16 protein-coding genes are annotated in these 18517 nt (G+C 47.1%); 13 read left to right on the top strand and 3 right to left on the bottom strand.

The features are described 5' to 3' along the window. Positions 1 to 32 precede the first annotated feature (32 nt). The 13 genes from prpB to HYN46_RS12300 all read left to right on the top strand — a co-directional run bounded on the left by prpB (position 33) and on the right by HYN46_RS12300 (position 15781). Positions 33 to 914, top strand: a complete 882-nt coding sequence (prpB, locus tag HYN46_RS12360) for a methylisocitrate lyase (RefSeq protein ID WP_407640760.1) — start codon at positions 33 to 35, stop codon at positions 912 to 914. Between the two features lie 111 nt (positions 915 to 1025). Next, the gene (gene prpC / locus HYN46_RS12355; RefSeq protein ID WP_114899666.1) at positions 1026 to 2156 is read left to right on the top strand and encodes a bifunctional 2-methylcitrate synthase/citrate synthase; all 1131 of its coding nucleotides are present in this window, start codon (positions 1026 to 1028) and stop codon (positions 2154 to 2156) included. Positions 2157 to 2329: 173 nt separating this feature from the next. Next, the gene (locus HYN46_RS12350) at positions 2330 to 3985 is read left to right on the top strand and encodes a DUF4139 domain-containing protein (RefSeq protein ID WP_162818188.1); all 1656 of its coding nucleotides are present in this window, start codon (positions 2330 to 2332) and stop codon (positions 3983 to 3985) included. A gap of 148 nt (positions 3986 to 4133) precedes the next feature. Continuing rightward, the gene (locus HYN46_RS12345; RefSeq protein ID WP_114899664.1) at positions 4134 to 4742 is read left to right on the top strand and encodes a hypothetical protein; all 609 of its coding nucleotides are present in this window, start codon (positions 4134 to 4136) and stop codon (positions 4740 to 4742) included. Positions 4743 to 5201: 459 nt separating this feature from the next. Beyond that, positions 5202 to 7802: a Fe/S-dependent 2-methylisocitrate dehydratase AcnD gene (gene acnD, locus HYN46_RS12340; RefSeq protein WP_114899663.1), complete on the top strand. Its 2601-nt coding sequence runs from the start codon at positions 5202 to 5204 to the stop codon at positions 7800 to 7802. A gap of 303 nt (positions 7803 to 8105) precedes the next feature. Beyond that, positions 8106 to 8984, top strand: a complete 879-nt coding sequence (locus tag HYN46_RS12335) for a CPBP family intramembrane glutamic endopeptidase (protein WP_162818187.1) — start codon at positions 8106 to 8108, stop codon at positions 8982 to 8984. A 136-nt stretch (positions 8985 to 9120) separates the two neighbouring features. After that, positions 9121 to 9786, top strand: coding sequence for an RluA family pseudouridine synthase (locus HYN46_RS12330; protein ID WP_114899661.1), 666 nt, complete (start codon positions 9121 to 9123; stop codon positions 9784 to 9786). A 100-nt stretch (positions 9787 to 9886) separates the two neighbouring features. Next, positions 9887 to 10924 (top strand): DUF1176 domain-containing protein, encoded by a 1038-nt coding sequence (locus HYN46_RS12325; protein ID WP_114899660.1) that lies wholly within the window; start codon positions 9887 to 9889, stop codon positions 10922 to 10924. A gap of 146 nt (positions 10925 to 11070) precedes the next feature. Beyond that, a complete protein-coding gene (gene prpF / locus HYN46_RS12320; protein WP_114899659.1) occupies positions 11071 to 12264 on the top strand; it encodes a 2-methylaconitate cis-trans isomerase PrpF in 1194 nt (397 codons plus the stop codon). Positions 12265 to 12324: 60 nt separating this feature from the next. Further along, positions 12325 to 13809 (top strand): bifunctional 2-methylcitrate dehydratase/aconitate hydratase, encoded by a 1485-nt coding sequence (locus tag HYN46_RS12315; RefSeq protein ID WP_114899658.1) that lies wholly within the window; start codon positions 12325 to 12327, stop codon positions 13807 to 13809. A 279-nt stretch (positions 13810 to 14088) separates the two neighbouring features. Continuing rightward, positions 14089 to 14499: a hypothetical protein gene (locus tag HYN46_RS12310; RefSeq protein ID WP_114899657.1), complete on the top strand. Its 411-nt coding sequence runs from the start codon at positions 14089 to 14091 to the stop codon at positions 14497 to 14499. Positions 14500 to 14729: 230 nt separating this feature from the next. Next, positions 14730 to 15080, top strand: a complete 351-nt coding sequence (locus tag HYN46_RS12305) for a zinc ribbon domain-containing protein YjdM (RefSeq protein WP_114899656.1) — start codon at positions 14730 to 14732, stop codon at positions 15078 to 15080. Between the two features lie 164 nt (positions 15081 to 15244). Continuing rightward, complete coding sequence (locus HYN46_RS12300; RefSeq protein ID WP_114899655.1) at positions 15245 to 15781, top strand: hypothetical protein; 537 nt, start codon at positions 15245 to 15247, stop codon at positions 15779 to 15781. Positions 15782 to 15840: 59 nt separating this feature from the next. Here HYN46_RS12300 and HYN46_RS12295 read toward each other — a convergent pair whose 3' ends face one another. The 3 genes from HYN46_RS12295 to HYN46_RS12280 form a co-directional block, all read right to left on the bottom strand. Next, entirely contained in the window at positions 15841 to 16683 is an 843-nt protein-coding gene (locus tag HYN46_RS12295; protein ID WP_114899654.1) for a metal-dependent hydrolase, read from the bottom strand. A 587-nt stretch (positions 16684 to 17270) separates the two neighbouring features. Then, the gene (gene bfr, locus HYN46_RS12285) at positions 17271 to 17762 is read right to left on the bottom strand and encodes a bacterioferritin (RefSeq protein WP_114899652.1); all 492 of its coding nucleotides are present in this window, start codon (positions 17760 to 17762) and stop codon (positions 17271 to 17273) included. A gap of 252 nt (positions 17763 to 18014) precedes the next feature. Next, a complete protein-coding gene (locus HYN46_RS12280; protein ID WP_322887809.1) occupies positions 18015 to 18512 on the bottom strand; it encodes a DUF4442 domain-containing protein in 498 nt (165 codons plus the stop codon). Positions 18513 to 18517 lie beyond the last annotated feature (5 nt).

Raw genomic sequence — 18517 nt, 5'->3', positions numbered from 1 at the left:
AGGCTAGGATTCAATTGTCAGGAGTGTTTTTGATGTCTACAAGCAGTGCAGGTAAACGTTTTCGGGAAGCCTTAGCGGCTGAAAAACCACTACAAATCATGGGCACGGTCAATGCCTATGCCGCCATGATGGCCACTCAAGTGGGCTACAAAGCGATTTATTTATCCGGTGCGGGCGTTGCGAACTACTCCTATGGCTTGCCTGATTTGGGCATTACTTCACTTGAAGATGTGTTGATTGACGCACGCCGTATCACTAGCGTGGTCGATACACCACTCCTTGTGGACATCGATACGGGTTGGGGCGGTGCATTCAACATCGGCCGTACCGTTAAAGAAATGATCCGCGCTGGGGTCGCTGCTGTGCATATTGAAGACCAAGTCGCGCAAAAACGCTGTGGTCATCGTCCAAATAAAGAAATCGTCACCAAAGGTGAAATGGTTGACCGCGTCAAAGCAGCAGTTGATGCTAAAACCGATTCTGACTTCGTCATCATGGCGCGTACTGATTCGTTGCAAGCTGAAGGTCTGCAAGGCGTGATTGACCGTGCTTGTGCATTCGTTGAAGCGGGTGCGGATGCGATCTTCGCAGAAGCGATGACCGACATCACCATGTACAAAAAGGTCTGTGACGCGGTTAAAGTTCCCGTTCTTGCCAATATCACCGAGTTCGGCGATACCCCGTACTACACGGTTGAACAACTCCGCGAACAAGACATCGCGATGGTGCTTTACCCGCTGTCTGGCACGCGCGCAATGCAGAAAGCGGCACTGGCCGTATTTGAAGCCGTACGTAAAGAAGGGACTCAAGTCAACGTACTCGACCTGATGCAAAAGCGTGTCGACCTGTACAAGTTCCTGGATTACTACTCCTACGAAGATAAACTCGACGCATTGTTTAAATCTGAGAAATAAGTTTAAAAATCCCGCTGACCTGCTTGAAGAAATGCAGGTGAGTGGGGATTCGCTTTAAAAATAGAATGTAGACGTTATCCTTTAAATCAACAATCGATAGGAATAAACAACATGGCAGAAGCAAAAGTATTATCCGGTGCGGGGCTACGTGGACAAGTTGCAGGTAAAACTGCACTCTCAACCGTAGGGAAAGAAGGGGCAGGTCTGACCTACCGTGGCTATGATGTTCGTGACCTTGCAGAACATTGCGAGTTTGAAGAAGTTGCCTATCTGATTTTCTTTGGTGAACTTCCAACCGCAGCACAACTGGCAGCCTATAAAGCCAAACTGAAAACCTTACGCGGTTTGCCACAAGCACTGAAAACCGTTTTGGAAAACATTCCAAAAGAAGCGCATCCAATGGATGTGATGCGTACTGGCGCATCGATGCTGGGCAACCTCGAAACTGAGCTGAGCTTTGCAGAGCAGCAAGACGCCACTGACCGTTTATTGGCAGCATTCCCATCGATCATCACCTACTGGTATCGTTTTTCGCACGACGGTGTGCGCATCGAAACTGAAACCGATGACGACAGCATTGGTTCACACTTCCTGCATTTGCTGAAAGGTGAAAAACCAAATGCACTGCATGCACAGACCATGAACGTATCCTTGATTCTGTACGCAGAGCATGAGTTCAACGCGTCAACCTTCACTGCACGTGTTTGTGCATCAACCTTGTCCGATATGCACTCTTGTGTGACTGCTGCGATTGGTTCACTGCGTGGCCCTCTGCACGGCGGTGCAAACGAAGCAGCTATGGACATGATTGAAAAATTCACCAGCCCAGACCATGCTGAACAAGAAATGTTGGCGATGCTGGCACGTAAAGACAAAATCATGGGCTTCGGTCATGCGATCTACAAAGACAACGATCCACGTAACGGCATCATCAAGCAATGGTCAGAAAAGCTAGCGGCTGATGTCGGTGATACCGTACTGTATCCAGTCTCTGTACGCTGTGAAGAAGTCATGTGGCGTGAGAAAAAACTGTTCTGTAATGCAGACTTTTTCCATGCATCGGCTTACCACTTCATGGGTATTCCAACCAAACTGTTCACGCCAATTTTCGTGATCAGCCGTTTAACGGGTTGGGCTGCACACGTCATGGAACAACGCGCTGACAATCGTATCATTCGTCCAAGTGCTGAATATACTGGTCCAGAACTGCGTAAAGTGACCCCGATTGCTGCACGTGGCTAATTAGCTACTGCATTAATCAAAAAAAGCCCCTTTATTCCAAGGGGCTTTTTTTATTGCTGAGCATTTTCCTAAAGCTCAAGCGCTGTGATTGTCATCAAATCGCTATGGCAGGCTGATCGACATGTTGCTATGCTCAAAAGATCATGGATAACAATTCTTCTTGAGATATGGATATGCCTAAGCCCTTGTCGTCTCTTATTTTAAAACGCGCTATTGCACCTCATTTACCCTCATCTTCCTGTCTCGTCCTTTTATTGGGTCTGCCTTTGGTGGCAGAGGCCAGTTCGCATCTGACTGCGGTTACCGTCTATCCGGGAACCGCGACGGTGCAGCGTGCTATGACGGTCGATGCTGGAACCAAAACGGTCATTTTTGATTGCTTGCCTGCAGGACTGGATCCCCAAAGCTTGCAGATCACTGCGGATACGGGGGTCAGTATTGGTGAGATGACCGTAGATACTCAGGATCGCAGTTTATCCACGACCTGTGCAGCACATCCATTAGATGCCCGTATCGATGCCTTGCAAGATCAGAAGGCGGCTCTGCAAGCTGAGAGTGACTCTTTGGATACGGTGAAGGGGTATTTGAAGAGCTATACCTATGACCCAGATCACCCATGGAAAGTTCGCTCTAAAAGCGAGAATATCACAGCAACAATCGATGCTTTGCGCCGTTCTGGACAAGATAACAATGTAAGACAGTATCAATTAGACAAAAAAATAGAAAACTTGGACAAGCAACTGCAACCCTTAATTGCAGAGCGGGATCGTACACAGAAGCACGATAAAGTCACGACCGTAAAGGCGACACTGTATACGGCTAGAAATGCGGAAATCCGCTTGAATTATTTAGTGCACGGACCAAACTGGTCACCTGCTTATCGAGCATCTTTAGATACGAGCACAGGAAAACTTAACATTGAGCGTCGGGCAATGGTGAGTCAATCGACAGGGGAGGATTGGTCCGGGGTCAATTTGACGCTTTCGACAGGACAGCCTCATGCGAATGCGAGCTCACCGATTCCAAGGCAATGGGGCGTTGATATTTTGCCGCCCCCACAGCCACAACGTCGTTTTGCTGCGGCCAGTTCCGCATTCGAATATGGCCCACCAGCCCCAGCGCCAATAGCAACACCGCAATTGACAGAAGACATACCGATTAGACAGTCTGGTTCAGCGATGCAACCAAATTATACGCCCGAAGTAGTGAACTACGGCTACACCACCGCGTTTAATATTCCCGGCAACATCGATGTTCCCTCAAATGGCGAGCGTATTGCATTTTCATTCGGTCAGATCGATCAAATGGCCAAGATCGTGGCTCGAACCAGTCCACTGCTCGATGCAAATGCCTATTTGGTAGCAGAGATTGCGCCACCTGAGGGGATCTGGCCTGAAGGGCCGATGCAACTCTATCGTGACGGCGCTTTTGTTGGATCAACCAATTTCAATGTTGATCAGACCGACAAGCAGGATTTGCCTTTTGGTCGTGATGAGTTGGTTCGTGTTCTATCTGAACCTGTGCGAGACACGCAATCCGTCGCAGGATTTACCGGTTCACGTCATGAGCGTCAGGTAGTCCATGGTTATGTGGTTGAAAACAAGCATAATCAGTCTATTACTTTACAAGTCTTTGAAGCAGCCCCAGTCGCTTTAGATAGTAACATCCATATCACCAGTCAGTTTGAGCCGACACCAACGAAACAAAACTGGAATAAACAGCAAGGTTTGACACTGTGGAGTACGGAGTTGGGTGCAAACAAAAAAACACGTTTTGCTGCCAACTACACGATCAGCTCTCCGAAAGATGCACGCGTGATTGAGCGCTAATCCATTGTGAGGTTTATATAGAGGCTTAGAAAATCTGAGCCTTTTTCATCTGAGAAATTCATCACATCTTGTGAGACAATTTTTGTACGATCTTCATTTGGAGTATGCTAATTTGCGGGCTTAGGGGATTTTATTTGATTAGGAAATCATGAAAAAAATTATAGGGATATTTTGTCTGCTCCTATCTGCAAATGGACTGCATGCCGAGCAGAATAAGGAAACATTTAGCCAAGCACTTGCGGCGTATAACAACGATATTAATGCCTATAAATTAGCCCAGAGTCGGCATCCTGCACACCTGATGACCTATGCCGATCCAGATGGCATGCGCTTGCGTAAAATCCTCAATCCAGATCGCTATGAAGCCACGCTCATCACAGCACAAGCCAATACTGGCGATACTCAAAAGATGACGCAATTCACCCATAGTCAGTTGGACTTGATCGATACCATGTACATTGACGCGTTCACAAAGCAGTGGGGCACTTATGATCAAGAGTATCTGGATATCCAAGACATGAAGTTGCGTGCCTTTAAGCTGGAGTGGCGGCAGCTTGCGCCAAAGCTCAATCCTCGCAAGATGACGGCTGAAGACCGCGCTCAAGTGCAGCAGTTGTTCAATCAACCGGAGTCGATGATTGCTGAGTTGAGCAATCATATTCAAAAAAGACGCTTCTCCGCTGCCTACAAGGCACAGGCCATGGCACGCTTGGCGATGCTAAAAGGGATGGTACAGGCCATTAAGCCCAAGATCTAACCAGATTTGGTGATTTATCATATTTAAAAATTAAAATTTATTATTATATAAATTATATAGTTAGTTGTATTTGGTTCTTTTTTTTTGAAAAAGAACCCTTTAAACCCCCTCGAAATGGCCTGATTTTGAGTAAAAACTCTAAAAATATTCAAAATATAAGGTTATCTTTTTGATTAATATAAGATTTGGGAAATGGTATTTTGAAGGAGTACAATACTGCAGCTTTAAAGCGAACATCATTTTGAAGCCCTTTTAAGCCAGCATCTACGGATTGCTCGATATGCCTCTTAAGAGACAAACAATAGTCTTATTTGAGCATGGATTAGATTTTTCGCGTTGAGCGAAGCAAGGTCGTGCTGATCCTGCATTGCAGATCGGCAGAAGAAGGCGCAGGTCGATCTAATCGACTCACCCGCTACCCAGCCCCTTTGAATGTTAATGATTGAGCCTAGACGTCATATGAATACAGCAAACCGCAAACCCCTTCCAGGTACCAACCTTGATTATTTCGACACCCGTAGTGCTGTCGATGCAATCGAGCCGGGCGCTTATGCCAAATTGCCTTATACCTCACGCGTATTGGCAGAGAACCTCGTGCGTCGCTGCGATCCTGCAACTTTGACGGATTCGCTCAAACAATTGATCGAACGCAAGCAAGACTTGGATTTTCCTTGGTATCCAGCCCGTGTGGTTTGTCATGACATCTTGGGTCAGACTGCATTGGTTGACTTGGCGGGTCTACGCGATGCGATTGCAGACATGGGCGGCGATCCCTCTAAAGTAAACCCTGTGGTCCCGACACAGTTGATCGTTGACCATTCACTGTCTGTGGAGTGTGGTGGTTTTGATCCAGATGCGTTCGCCAAAAACCGCGCCATCGAAGACCGTCGTAACGAAGACCGTTTCCACTTCATTGAGTGGACCAAAACAGCATTTAAAAACGTAGACGTGATCCCAGCGGGTAACGGCATCATGCACCAAATCAACTTGGAGAAAATGTCTCCAGTGATTCAAGCACGTGACGGCGTTGCATTCCCAGATACTTGTGTGGGTACTGACAGCCATACACCGCACGTCGATGCACTGGGTGTGATCGCGATTGGTGTGGGTGGTCTGGAAGCTGAAACCGTTATGCTGGGCCGCGCATCAATGATGCGTCTGCCAGATATCATTGGCGTTGAGTTGACTGGCAAACGTCAACCGGGCATCACTGCAACGGACATCGTGCTGGCATTAACCGAATTCTTGCGTAAAGAGCGTGTGGTCTCTGCATACCTCGAATTCTTCGGTGAAGGTGCAGATGATCTATCGATCGGTGACCGTGCAACGATCTCCAATATGACTCCAGAATACGGCGCAACCGCGGGCATGTTCTACATCGACAACCAAACGCTTGATTATCTGCGTTTGACTGGTCGTGATGATGCACAAGTTGAACTGGTAGAAATCTACGCTAAAGAAACTGGCCTTTGGTCAGAGAGCCTCAAAACAGCCGTTTATCCACGCGTTCTGACCTTTGATTTGTCAGCTGTAGGCCGTAACATGGCGGGTCCTTCAAACCCGCATGCACGCGTAGCAACTGCTGATCTTGCAGCAAAAGGCATCTCTGGTGCTTGGGAAGAAGTCGAAGGCGAAATGCCAGACGGCGCAGTGATCATCGCTGCGATCACCAGCTGTACCAACACCAGTAACCCTCGTAACACCGTAGCCGCAGGTCTGTTGGCACGCAAAGCGCTGGAATTTGGTCTGGTGCGTAAGCCATGGGTCAAATCATCCTTTGCACCGGGTTCTAAAGCCGCTGAGCTTTATTTGCAGGAAGCAGGCGTGTTGACTGATCTGGAGCAATTAGGCTTTGGTATCGTGGCATTCGCTTGTACCACCTGTAACGGCATGAGCGGTGCGCTTGATCCGGTGATCCAGCAAGAAATTATCGACCGTGACCTGTATGCGACTGCTGTACTATCCGGTAACCGTAACTTTGACGGTCGTATTCATCCGTATGCGAAGCAAGCATTCTTGGCATCACCACCACTCGTGGTTGCCTACGCGATTGCAGGCACGATTCGTTTCGATATCGAAAAAGACGTGCTTGGTGTACATGAAGGCAAAGAGATTCGCCTCAAAGACATCTGGCCATCGGATGCTGAAATCGACGCCTTGGTTGCCAAGAGCGTGAAGCCAGAACAATTCCGCAAGGTCTACATCCCAATGTTTGACTTGGGCAAGGTAGAAGAAGCGGCAAGTCCATTGTATGACTGGCGCCCAATGTCGACTTACATCCGTCGTCCTCCTTACTGGGATACAACGGGTGTAGGTGCACTGGCGGCGAACCCACGTACCTTGACTGGTATGCGCCCTCTGGCGGTACTCCCAGACAACATCACCACCGACCACTTGTCACCATCAAATGCGATCATGATGAACAGTGCTGCGGGTGAGTATCTGCATAAAATGGGTCTGCCAGAAGAAGACTTCAACAGCTATGCGACTCACCGTGGTGACCACCTGACGGCTATGCGTGCGACCTTTGCTAATCCGCAATTGGTCAACGAAATGGCAGTAGTCGATGGTCAAGTGAAGAAAGGTTCACTGACCCGTGTTGAGCCAGAAGGTAAAGTAACACGCATGTGGGAAGCGATTGAGACCTACATGGATCGCAAACAACCACTGATCATCATTGCTGGTGCTGACTATGGTCAAGGTTCAAGCCGTGACTGGGCTGCTAAAGGTGTACGTCTGGCTGGTGTTGAGGCGATTGTGGCTGAAGGCTTTGAGCGTATTCACCGTACCAACCTGATTGGTATGGGTGTACTGCCGCTTGAGTTTAAAGCGGGTCAAAACCGCAAGACGTTGAACATCGACGGTACTGAGGTATTTGATGTGATTGGTACGCCGACTCCTCGTGCAACCATGACCTTGGTCATCCATCGTAAGGATGGCGAGCGCGTGGAAGTGCCAGTGACTTGCCGTCTGGATACCGCTGAAGAAGTGTTGATCTATGAAGCGGGTGGTGTATTGCAGCGCTTTGCACAGGACTTCTTGGAAGGTGCGGTGGCTTAATTAGCCTTTGAGTTTCAAAAGAACCCTGTCGAAAGATGGGGTTTTTTATTAAATGTGGTCACTAAATTCTATTAGATAAATATTTTACTTTCCAAGTAAATACTCTTGTTGATTGTTTAAATAATATTCATTACTCTTTGATTTATGCACAACTTCATAAATTTTCTACGTTAATTTCCGACTATTTGGTTTGTTTTTTTAACAATGATTCAACAAGAATTTGTAGATTGGATCAGTTTTAAAAATGGCCTCTAGGTTTTAGGGCTATATCTAAATCAAATCGATTTTTATGAAGGAAATAAATTGATAACCCTCAAAAGCATCTTCATGAACAAAAGCGGAATACGCACAGGTTGGCGCTTCGCCGCATTTTTCTTGCTTGCAACGTTTTTTTATATCGGTTTAGAAGTTTATGTCAGACCCTGGCTTTGTCATCTACTCCAAGTTGATGAGCACACGCTTAATTCAGGAGTGATACTCATCTCTGAAGTTTTGGGAACAATAGCTATTTTTGCTGCCACTTGGATTATGGCAACATGTGAACGTCGAAGAGTTGACAGCTATGGTTTACCTATCAGTGATGCATTTCGAGGATATTTCTGGGAAGGAGTCGCACTAGGGATCGCTGTTGCGGGTATCGTTGCTGGCGGTATGTATGCATTTGGAGGGCTAGAGATTCACGGATTTGCATTGCAAGGAAATGATTGGTTCGTACAACCATTCTTGTGGATTGTGGCAATGATCTTCCTTGGAGTTAGTGAAGAAATGTGGCTCCGTGGTTATGGGTTGCAGGTACTGGGTCGTGGCATCGGGTTTTGGCCTGCTGCCGTGATCACCTCACTCATTTTCGGTGCGATGCATTTGAACAAGCCTGAAGAAAATTTCATAGATATCTTCAATATCGTTATACTTGGCATCGTCTTATGCATCACAGTGCGGCGTACTGGTAGTCTATGGCTGGCTGTGGGGTTTCATACTACCTTCGATTTCATGCAGTTTTTTGTCATTGGTACGCCTAATGGCGGTAATAAACCCATTGGTACGTTACTTCAATCAGAGTTTCTAGGACCCGCTTGGCTCAATGGAGGATCACTTGGCACAGAGGCAAGTTACATCATGCTTCCTGTGATTTTTGGATTCTATGTATACATAGTCCTGCGCTATAAATCGCGAAATGAATAAAAGTCTTAAGAGTGCCGTTGCTTTACAGGGTCAACCTTATCAGCACGTTCACGTCCCTAATAAATTGGTTAAGCTGATGCAAATAGCTTGCGTATTACTTCAAAACTGTTTAATCAACTTTACTCCATAAATCCCCATGCCCCTAAACGACAACTTCATCTACACCCCACCCCAAGATCCCTTAACCATTCTGTTTGAGGACGATGACCTTGTGGTGATCGATAAGCCCGCAGGCTTATTGTCGGTTCCTGGGCGCCTGCCTGAACATCATGACAGTGCCTACCTGCGCATATTAGAAAAACACCCCAACGCAAAAGTCACTCATCGTCTGGATATGGCGACATCAGGCATTCTCATGTTTGCCAAACATCGTGATGCGGAAGTCGCCATAAGTAAAATGTTTCAGGCGCGCACGGTCAAGAAGCACTATATCGCCTTAGTCCAAGGCAATTTGATCGGTGAGGGGAGTATAGAGGCGCCGCTGATCACCGATTGGCCCAATCGTCCTAAACAAAAAGTAGACTTTGAGATCGGTAAAACCGCCCAAACGCTCTACCAGCAACTCGACTATAACGCTGGCGAGAACCACAGCCGTATTTTATTAGAGCCCATCACTGGACGCTCACACCAACTACGCGTGCATCTGGCGCATATCGGTCATCCCATTACCGGCGATAAGCTATATCACCCTGATCCTCTGCAAAGTCGCTTGAATCGTTTGGCCTTACACGCCAGTTATTTGGCCTTTGAACATCCGCTACAGGGTCATCCGATAGAGCTACGATCTCAAGTGCCTTTTTAGAAAGCATAGCGATAAAACATCGCGATCCGCTAGATCAGCAGATTCATTCCGTTTAAGCTTAGAAGCGCTATACCAAACACCATAACAACGGAAAATAAAAATGAAAAATTTGGCTTGGTTATCTCTAGGGCTGATGATCGGACAGTTTGCATATGCCGATCCCATTGAAAACGGTATTTCCTTTACCTCTGGCGATTGGGAGATCGTCTGTGATAACACGCGGACTTGTCGTGCGGCGGGTTATCAAAATGAAGATGATGGAACTCAACAACCTGTCTCTGTATTGTTGACCCGTGCAGCGGGTAAGAATCAAGCGGTCGTCGGCCAGATTCGTTTAGGCGCTACTGATACCGACCCGACAGATACCGAAGTGCAAATGAAGATTAATGGTCAGAATTTTGGAAAAGTAAGCATTAGTAAAGATGGTGATTTTCTCGGGCACTTATCGAGTGCGCAGGTTGAAGGGATATTATCCTCAGTGAAAAAGACCAGCCTGATTGATTTTATCGGTAAGCAGCAAAAGTGGCGTGTCTCGGATAAAGGCGTGGCCGCCGTGTTGCTCAAAATGGATGACGTGCAAGGCCGTATCAACACCACAGGTGCCATTGTGAAGAAAGGCGCTTTGACCGAAGCCAATGTATTGCCGGCATTGCCTAAGCCGCTGATCACCACAGTTAAAGTCAAATCGTCACCTGTGCAGTGGAATTCCACACAACTGAGTCAGCTCCGTGCGGCTTTGAAGGCTACCTTTAAAAGTGATGATGACGCTTGTTCTATGCTGACTGATCCACAGGAAGGAGCCAGCGAAATCTCGATTACACGCCTCAATGACCAGAAGTTACTTACTTCTGCATTATGTTGGCGCGCGGCATATAACGAAGGGTATGGTTACTGGGTTATTGATGCCAAAGCCCCTTACCATCCCGTTCTCGTTACCACGGATGCCAGTGATTATCAGGAAGGTAAAATCACCTCTGCGCAAAAAGGGCGTGGCGTTGGAGATTGTTGGTCATCAGAGTCATGGGCATGGGATGGCAAGCAGTTTATTCATACAGGTGCCTCGACGACAGGCGAGTGTAAAGCTGTGGCAGCCGGCGGAACATGGAATTTGCCGACCTTTGTCTCAACGGTGCGTTAGATTTGTTTGATTTCCATAGGAGCATTAGGGCGTGATACGCATGTGACCTATGGATGCACAACAATAAGCAGCATCATTTTCCCTATAATCCATAGGGCATTGCCGCTATAATCCTTAGCAAGTTTAAATAGTCATTTGGTACCCTAATGAGCAACGTTCCCCAAATTAAAATCCCAGCAACCTACATCCGTGGTGGCACCAGCAAAGGCGTTTTCTTTAATCTGACCGACCTGCCAGAAGCGGCACAAGTGCCGGGCAAAGCACGCGATGCAATCCTGCTACGTGTGATCGGTAGTCCAGACCCTTACGGTAAGCAAATCGACGGTATGGGCGGCGCGACCTCCAGTACCAGCAAAACCGTGATCCTATCGAAAAGTACCCAGCCTGATCACGATGTCGATTATTTGTTTGGTCAGGTGTCTATCGATACTGCGTTTGTGGATTGGAGTGGCAACTGCGGGAATCTGTCTGCGGCAGTAGGCGCTTTTGCGATTAGTTCAGGCTTGGTCGATGCCAGCCGCATCCCACAAAACGGCGTTGCCATCGTACGCATTTGGCAAGCCAATATCAGCAAAACCATCATTGCCCATGTACCGATTACCAATGGCGAAGTGCAAGAAACCGGTGATTTCGAGCTGGACGGCGTGACCTTCCCAGCGGCAGAAGTGCAAATCGAATTCTTGAATCCTGCCGATGAAGGTGAAGACGGTGCGGGCGGTTCGATGTTCCCAACTGGCAATCTGGTGGATGACCTCGAAGTTCCGGGTGTCGGCACATTCAAGGCGACCATGATTAATGCTGGTATCCCAACGATTTTTGTCAATGCTGATGCTATTGGCTATACCGGTACTGAACTGCAAGAGGCGATCAATGGCGATGCCAAAGCACTTGCGATGTTTGAAACTATTCGTGCTTATGGTGCGCTGCGTATGGGCTTGATCAAAGACATTTCTGAGGCCGCCAAACGTCAACATACCCCCAAAATCGCCTTTGTTGCCCCACCGAAAGACTATGTCTCTTCAAGTGGTAAAGCGGTTAACGCTGCGGATGTGGATCTGTTAGTACGTGCGCTGTCGATGGGTAAACTCCACCACGCGATGATGGGTACAGCAGCCGTCGCAATCGGTACTGCTGCGGCAGTGTCCGGTACGTTGGTGAACCTTGCGGCTGGCGGTGGCGCGCGTACTGCGGTACGTTTTGGTCATCCATCAGGCACCTTGCGTGTCGGTGCGGAAGCAACTCAAGTGGATGGCGAGTGGACCGTGACCAAAGCAATCATGAGCCGCAGTGCGCGTGTGTTGATGGAAGGTTGGGTGCGCATCCCTGGCGACACGTTCTAGAGTATGCTTGTGAGTGCGGGGAGCTTGTCCTGAGCTCCCCGATCAGCAGGAAGCTTCGCTATGACTGCTACATTTGACCTCAATACCCGTCCTGATTACGATCACGTGATTCAGGACATTGCGGATTATGTGCTTCACTACCAGATCGAGAGTATTGAAGCACTCACCACCGCGCGTCATTGTCTGATGGACACCCTTGGCTGCGGCTTACTGGCCCTGCGTTTCCCTGAATGTACCAAACTGCTCGGTCCCATCGTCGAAGGTACGATCGTGCCGCATGGCGCACGTGTGCCCGGTACATCGTTTCGGCTTGATCCGGTGAAAGCCGCTTGGGATATCGGCGCGATTATTCGCTGGCTGGATTACAACGATACATGGCTTGCCGCAGAGTGGGGGCACCCTTCAGATAACCTTGGTGGGATTCTGGCGGTTGCTGATCATCTGTCTCAGGTGCAAGTCTCGCGTGGTAAAGTGCCGATCCCCATGAAGCAAGTGCTTGAAGCAATGATCATGGCACATGAGATTCAAGGCGTGATTGCGCTGGAGAATTCCTTTAACCGTGTGGGTCTAGATCATGTGTTCTTGGTCAAGCTGGCATCTACTGCGGTCATAGCAAAGTTACGCGGTTTGGATCGTGAACGCACCATGGCAGCATTATCTCAAGCGATTGTCGATGGTCAGTCTCTGCGGACCTATCGCCATGCGCCGAATGCTGGTTCACGTAAGTCATGGGCGGCTGGCGATGCGACCTCGCGTGCGGTACGTCTTGTTGACATCGCAGCGCGCGGCGAGATGGGCATTCCCAGTGCACTGACTGCACCTCAGTGGGGGTTTTATGATGTCTTGTTTAGCCATACCAATAAAGATCTAGCGACTAAAGCACCTGAAGATCGCCAGTTTAAATTCCAGCGCTCCTATGGCTCATACGTGATGGAAAATATTTTATTTAAGATCAGTTTTCCTGCCGAGTTTCATAGTCAGACGGCTTGTGAAGCGGCTGTTATCCTGCATCCGATAGTCAAAGACAAACTGGATCAGATTGATAGAATCATTCTCACCACCCATGATTCCGCCATCCGGATTATCTCTAAAGTCGGGCCTTTGGCCAATCCTGCCGACCGTGATCACTGTCTGCAGTACATGGTGGCAGTGCCCCTCATCACAGGGAACCTGACGGCGGATGACTATGAAGATGATTACCATGCAGCACATCCGTTGATTGATGTGCTACGCGACAAGATGATCGTAGTCGAAGACCCGCGCTATAGTGCGGAATATTACGATCCCGCCTACCGCTCAATTGCCAATGCCATTCAGATTTTCTTTAAAGACGGAACCTCAACGGCGAAGGTCGAAGTAGAGTATCCGCTCGGGCATCGTCGTCGCCGTGTAGAAGGTATACCAGTGCTGATCGAGAAATTTAAGACTAATCTGGCTACGCGCTTTGTGCCGATTCGGGTTGAGGAGATCGTGAATCTGACCAATGATCCGGTGCAATTAGAGGCAACGCCTGTGCATGAGTTTATGGATTTGTTTGTGATCTAGGGATAGGCGTGATGAGCTGGTTTTATATTCTTAAATTAATGATATAATTCATAGTGTTGATCTCTATTCGTGCTGTGTTCTTACGATTTGACAATGATTCATAAAGGGTATAAATTAAATTAAAAGCTCAAAGAATAATCAGACATTATTCAAGAATAAACCACGCAAAGCTTAAGGCTTGGGTGTTTAAAAAGAGCTGATGTGCCAAAGTAGACCGTTGTAGACACGTTAGCTGCTAAGCCGCTGTCTTTGTAGAGTTTAGATACAAGGAGAGATATCATGGCTGCAATTAGTCGCAATGTACTGTCGTATAAACCTGTTTGCCCACCATGGTTCTTGGCCATGGTCTTTATTGGTTCTTTTATTGGAAGTGTGTTTTTCTACGCCATGGAACCCATAGGCGGGAAATTGTTCTCCGATGCACCCATCATCACCGCATTCTTCGATCCGAGTTCTGCCACCTCTGCAATGCATACCAGCCGTATGGAACATCCGATTGCTTTCTTGCTGATCGGTTTCTGTGTGGTGGTTCAGATTTTTTCAGCATTGATCTTCTTAAGAGAGTTTCCTGTGCTGCTCCTGTCTTCTAGCGAAGAGCGGGTAGCGCGTGCGGCTGGATTGGTGGAAACCACGCTGTTGTTCATTGTTGCGAGTCTGGTCGTGATCATTGCGGCATCTGCAATGATGTAGAGGGTTCATCAGCGAGCGAGAGGACAGCAATAGATTGAGATACTGTATCTTGATCTTAGTGCTGTCCTGATATTGATCTAGATCAAGAATAACTTCAGACAATCTGTTTCTGGGGTAGGGTATTGATGTTAAGGGATTGGTTCTGTATATCATTATCATTTGATGTGCATGTGATGCGCATAAATTCTTCCAATTCGGTTACAATGCACCCTTTTTAAGGGCCTTTTCCCATGAGCGCATTGCCAAACTGTCCAAAGTGCCAATCCGAATATACCTATGAAGACGGCGATTTATATATTTGCCCAGAGTGCAGCCACGAGTGGAGTAAGCGTGCCACGACTGAAGCAGCCGATGACAGTGCTGTGATTAAAGATTCAAATGGCAACTTGCTGCAAGATGGCGATACCGTGACGGTGATTAAAGATCTAAAAGTCAAAGGTTCATCTTTAGTGGTTAAAGTAGGCACTAAGGTTAAAAACATTCGCTTGTTGCCTGATGCCAGTGATGGTCATGATATTGACTGCAAGATTGATGGCATTGGCGCCATGAAACTGAAGTCAGAGTTTGTCAAAAAGGCATAATTTGCTTTATTTGTGACCGTTTATCAGAAACCGCCCGTAAACTGGCGGTTTTTTTGCATGGTTAAAGTCATGAATCTGTATGATGAATCATCGTCTAATTTATGACCAACCGGTAAAGATATTTGTATTTTGAATTGTTTGATAGGATAAGGACGCCTAGATCAATGAAAACATGGAAGGTTGCCGCAGGACTGCTGGTGGCTGCATCGCTGCTGAGTGGGTGTAAGTCCTATGAAGACCAAGCGGTGACGATCTCTCAAATCTCATCCCCTAAAGCCAGCTCAGACGACTGGCGTTCAGTGTCGGCAACCAAACATGCCGAGCGCTTTGAGTCGCCGCTGGGAACCATTGAATTTAGCCAAACACCCAGCTTACTCAAGAGCATCGAACAACCCAAAACCGCTGCAGCTTTCTCGATCCTGCGTAAACAAGTTGAGCGTGATTTTAAGGCATCCAAGTGCAGTTTAATGAGTGCGACCGATCCTGATCAGTTGACCATCAACAATCATGATTTTTTGCATACTACCTACCGCACCCGCGATGTGCAAAACCAGCGTCAGCGCGTCGAGATCTATGCAGCACCGATCAATAATATGCTGGTGACGATTATTGTCCGTATAGGTGATGATGCCGATATCTATAGCTATAGTGACTTACAGAGCTTTCTGGCTGAGCGCGTACGCGCCATCAGTAAAGCTTAAAATTTAATGAGTAGTGCATCATCCTTGATGCTCCCTTTCTTGTTTTGTGCTCATCCGCTTTACGCAGCGATTTTCATTGTCTCATCCAGATATTTACGCCAGTGATCTAGCAGGGCAGTACGATCTCGTTTCGCAGGATGGAAGTCGGCTTTAAAATAGTCCAGATACTCTGGCACCAACGTGATGAACATATGACCGAGAAAAGCCACACCGCGCAGATTGCCGCGTAGCGCAAATAGGCTATTGCGTCGATCCTGCCAAAATAATCGCCAAGTGCTATAGGCCACCAGTGAAGCAAATCCCGTGGTGACGGAGAGCATCACCTGACGGCGTACTTTGAGATCATTGAAGACTTCTTGATAAACATCAAAAGCGACGCTCTTGTGTTCTGCTTCTTCAATCGCATGCCAGAGCCAGAGGCGCATGGCTTCTTGGTCAAAGGACTCAACCAACTTGGGATTGCGTAGGATGTATTCGCCAAGCATCGCAGTAAAGTGTTCAAAGGCACAGGTGACCGCCAGTTGATAGCGTGCAGGTACGGCTTTGATTCGTTTGTCTTCACGTGCCAGCCACGCCATAAAGCTATCCAGTTGATAGTCATCCCGACGCCAGCTTTGGTTGAATTGGCTATGCGCTTGTGAGTGCATGGCCTCTTGACCAATAAAAGCAGAAATCTGGGTTTGTAGGGCATCGTTTTTTACCCGATCACGCACATTCCGCACGCTATGAACAAAGAACTGTTCACCAATCGGAAAGGTCGAGGAGAGGGCAGTCAGCAAATGAGAGACCAGCGGCGACCGTGCAAAGTACTGACGCGGTATCCGCGCAGGCTGAAAAGCGAGGCGACGTACGGTAATGCCGATGGCTTTCGGGCGGGTAATGGGTCGAATAGCAACAGTCATGGCTCAGTCTCCAAACGATGTTTTACACGTGATTGATCATCAACAGCGTGCGAACAAGCTTTTTTAGAGGATCATCATGACAATGAGGCGTGTCAAATCAAATGGCGAAATCGATCATTTCTGCATCAAAAAAGTCGGTTCTGACCAATTTCTTAAAGCATGAATATTTTTTATTTCTCGATATTGAACCGAACGGTAAAAACGTGTTAACATTTATCCAAGCAATCGGTCAACGTTCTATGAAGTTGAAGCGTGCTATAGATTTATTTAATATGTTGTTTATTAATGTATTATTATAGTTTTCAAGATTCTGATAAATAGTGTCAATTTTGTTTTAATCATTACATAATTGACATTTGTTTACAGAGTTAGGACAGCCTAGCAACAGACTCAAGCTGCATGTGGACATATACTGCTTATGTCCCCCAAAGACAGTAAGACCCCTTTTCAGTCCGCCTCCCCCGGCGGACTTTTTTTATGCGCGTTTTATAGATATGCCAAGTCTTTATTTATGGTAGACAATAAAAAACGCCCGATCTGGGCGTTTTTATGAAATAAGAACGGACGACTAGTCGTCTAGTTTCCTATTAAGAATCGTTTGCGGAAGAGCCGAGTTGAGATTGAGTATAGTTCTGAATGCCGATACGCTCGATCAGATCAAGCTGGGTTTGCAGCCAGTCGATGTGTTCTTCTTCGCTTTCCAGAATGTCGTTAAACAGATCACGCGACACATAGTCACGGACTTTTTCACAGTGTTCAATGGCATCTTTCAAATCGGGATGTGCTTGCATTTCCATACCCAAATCACAGGTCAGAATTTCTTTGACATCTTCACCGATATGCAATTTACCCAGTTGTTGCAGATTCGGTAGACCTTCCAAAAACAGGATACGCTCAATCAGTCGGTCAGCATGTTTCATCTCATCAATGGACTCATGCCATTCATGTTCAGCAAGTTTAGTGATGCCCCAGTTTTTAAACATTTTGGAATGCAGAAAATACTGATTGATGGCAGTCAATTCGTTAAGCAGAACTTTATTGAGATAGGCAATAACTTGCGGGTCGCCACGTAATGACATGATAGGACTCCTTGTGAGTTTTAATTAATCTGGAGCAGATTGTAAACGCCTAGGGCAACAGAATAAATCAATTTAAAATCAAATATTGAGGAGTTTTGTGACTATCAAGAATAGGATTCAAAAGTAGATTTGTTTACGTTTGATAGTGATTCCGATTCACGGATATGATTATTTTATGATCTAAAGTGAAAACTAGATAATCATCACTCAAGCGATCATTGAGAGGCTTGAGCGATGGCGCGGTGCAAAGAATTAAGCGGCTCTTTTCTTAGGTACCCAAACCCAGATCATTTCGCACTCAACAGGGCTTTGGCCCGTTTCATCGGTGATGATACAAGAGACCGTCACTTCACCTTTAGGGGTAGTGGCAATCAATTCACGTTGAGTCTGGGTCAAAGTTGCGACAGCAGTAATATCACCCTTGGCAACTTTTTTGTATTCCAATTTCATTGATTTAATCAGCACCAGTTTTTCACCATCTGGCAGGTTCATCGAGGTGACAAAGCCAGTTGCGGTCTCTGCAACCAATGCCATGGCAACCGCATGCACACCATGGATATGGTTTTGCATGGGGCGACGATTTTTGATGGTGCAGATCACTTTTTCTGGAGTGACCAATTCGTAGCGGATACCTGCTGTGCCAACCATAGGAACCGCTTTACCAAAAGCAGTAGAGAGTACTCGAACGCGAACCGATGCCGGTAGCAGTTTGGTTCCGTTCACGATAGTGGCGATTAGATTCTTACTCATAATGT

The organism is Aquirhabdus parva, assembly GCF_003351745.1.
GTDB classification, from domain to species: Bacteria; Pseudomonadota; Gammaproteobacteria; order Pseudomonadales; family Moraxellaceae; genus Aquirhabdus; species Aquirhabdus parva.
The sequence above is the reverse complement of the archived record's forward strand: the minus strand, read 5'-3'. Positions and strand labels throughout refer to the sequence as shown.

Bases quoted from the DNA above. Each gene is read 5' to 3' on its own strand.
- prpB (WP_407640760.1), top strand. From the start codon at position 33: ATGTCTACAAGCAGTGCAGGTAAACGTTTTCGGGAAGCCTTAGCGGCT.
- prpC (WP_114899666.1), top strand. From the start codon at position 1,026: ATGGCAGAAGCAAAAGTATTATCCGGTGCGGGGCTACGTGGACAAGTT.
- HYN46_RS12350 (WP_162818188.1), top strand. From the start codon at position 2,330: ATGCCTAAGCCCTTGTCGTCTCTTATTTTAAAACGCGCTATTGCACCT.
- HYN46_RS12345 (WP_114899664.1), top strand. From the start codon at position 4,134: ATGAAAAAAATTATAGGGATATTTTGTCTGCTCCTATCTGCAAATGGA.
- acnD (WP_114899663.1), top strand. From the start codon at position 5,202: ATGAATACAGCAAACCGCAAACCCCTTCCAGGTACCAACCTTGATTAT.
- HYN46_RS12330 (WP_114899661.1), top strand. From the start codon at position 9,121: ATGCCCCTAAACGACAACTTCATCTACACCCCACCCCAAGATCCCTTA.
- HYN46_RS12325 (WP_114899660.1), top strand. From the start codon at position 9,887: ATGAAAAATTTGGCTTGGTTATCTCTAGGGCTGATGATCGGACAGTTT.
- prpF (WP_114899659.1), top strand. From the start codon at position 11,071: ATGAGCAACGTTCCCCAAATTAAAATCCCAGCAACCTACATCCGTGGT.
- HYN46_RS12315 (WP_114899658.1), top strand. From the start codon at position 12,325: ATGACTGCTACATTTGACCTCAATACCCGTCCTGATTACGATCACGTG.
- HYN46_RS12310 (WP_114899657.1), top strand. From the start codon at position 14,089: ATGGCTGCAATTAGTCGCAATGTACTGTCGTATAAACCTGTTTGCCCA.
- HYN46_RS12305 (WP_114899656.1), top strand. From the start codon at position 14,730: ATGAGCGCATTGCCAAACTGTCCAAAGTGCCAATCCGAATATACCTAT.
- HYN46_RS12300 (WP_114899655.1), top strand. From the start codon at position 15,245: ATGAAAACATGGAAGGTTGCCGCAGGACTGCTGGTGGCTGCATCGCTG.
- HYN46_RS12295 (WP_114899654.1), bottom strand. From the start codon at position 16,683: ATGACTGTTGCTATTCGACCCATTACCCGCCCGAAAGCCATCGGCATT.
- bfr (WP_114899652.1), bottom strand. From the start codon at position 17,762: ATGTCATTACGTGGCGACCCGCAAGTTATTGCCTATCTCAATAAAGTT.
- HYN46_RS12280 (WP_322887809.1), bottom strand. From the start codon at position 18,512: ATGAGTAAGAATCTAATCGCCACTATCGTGAACGGAACCAAACTGCTA.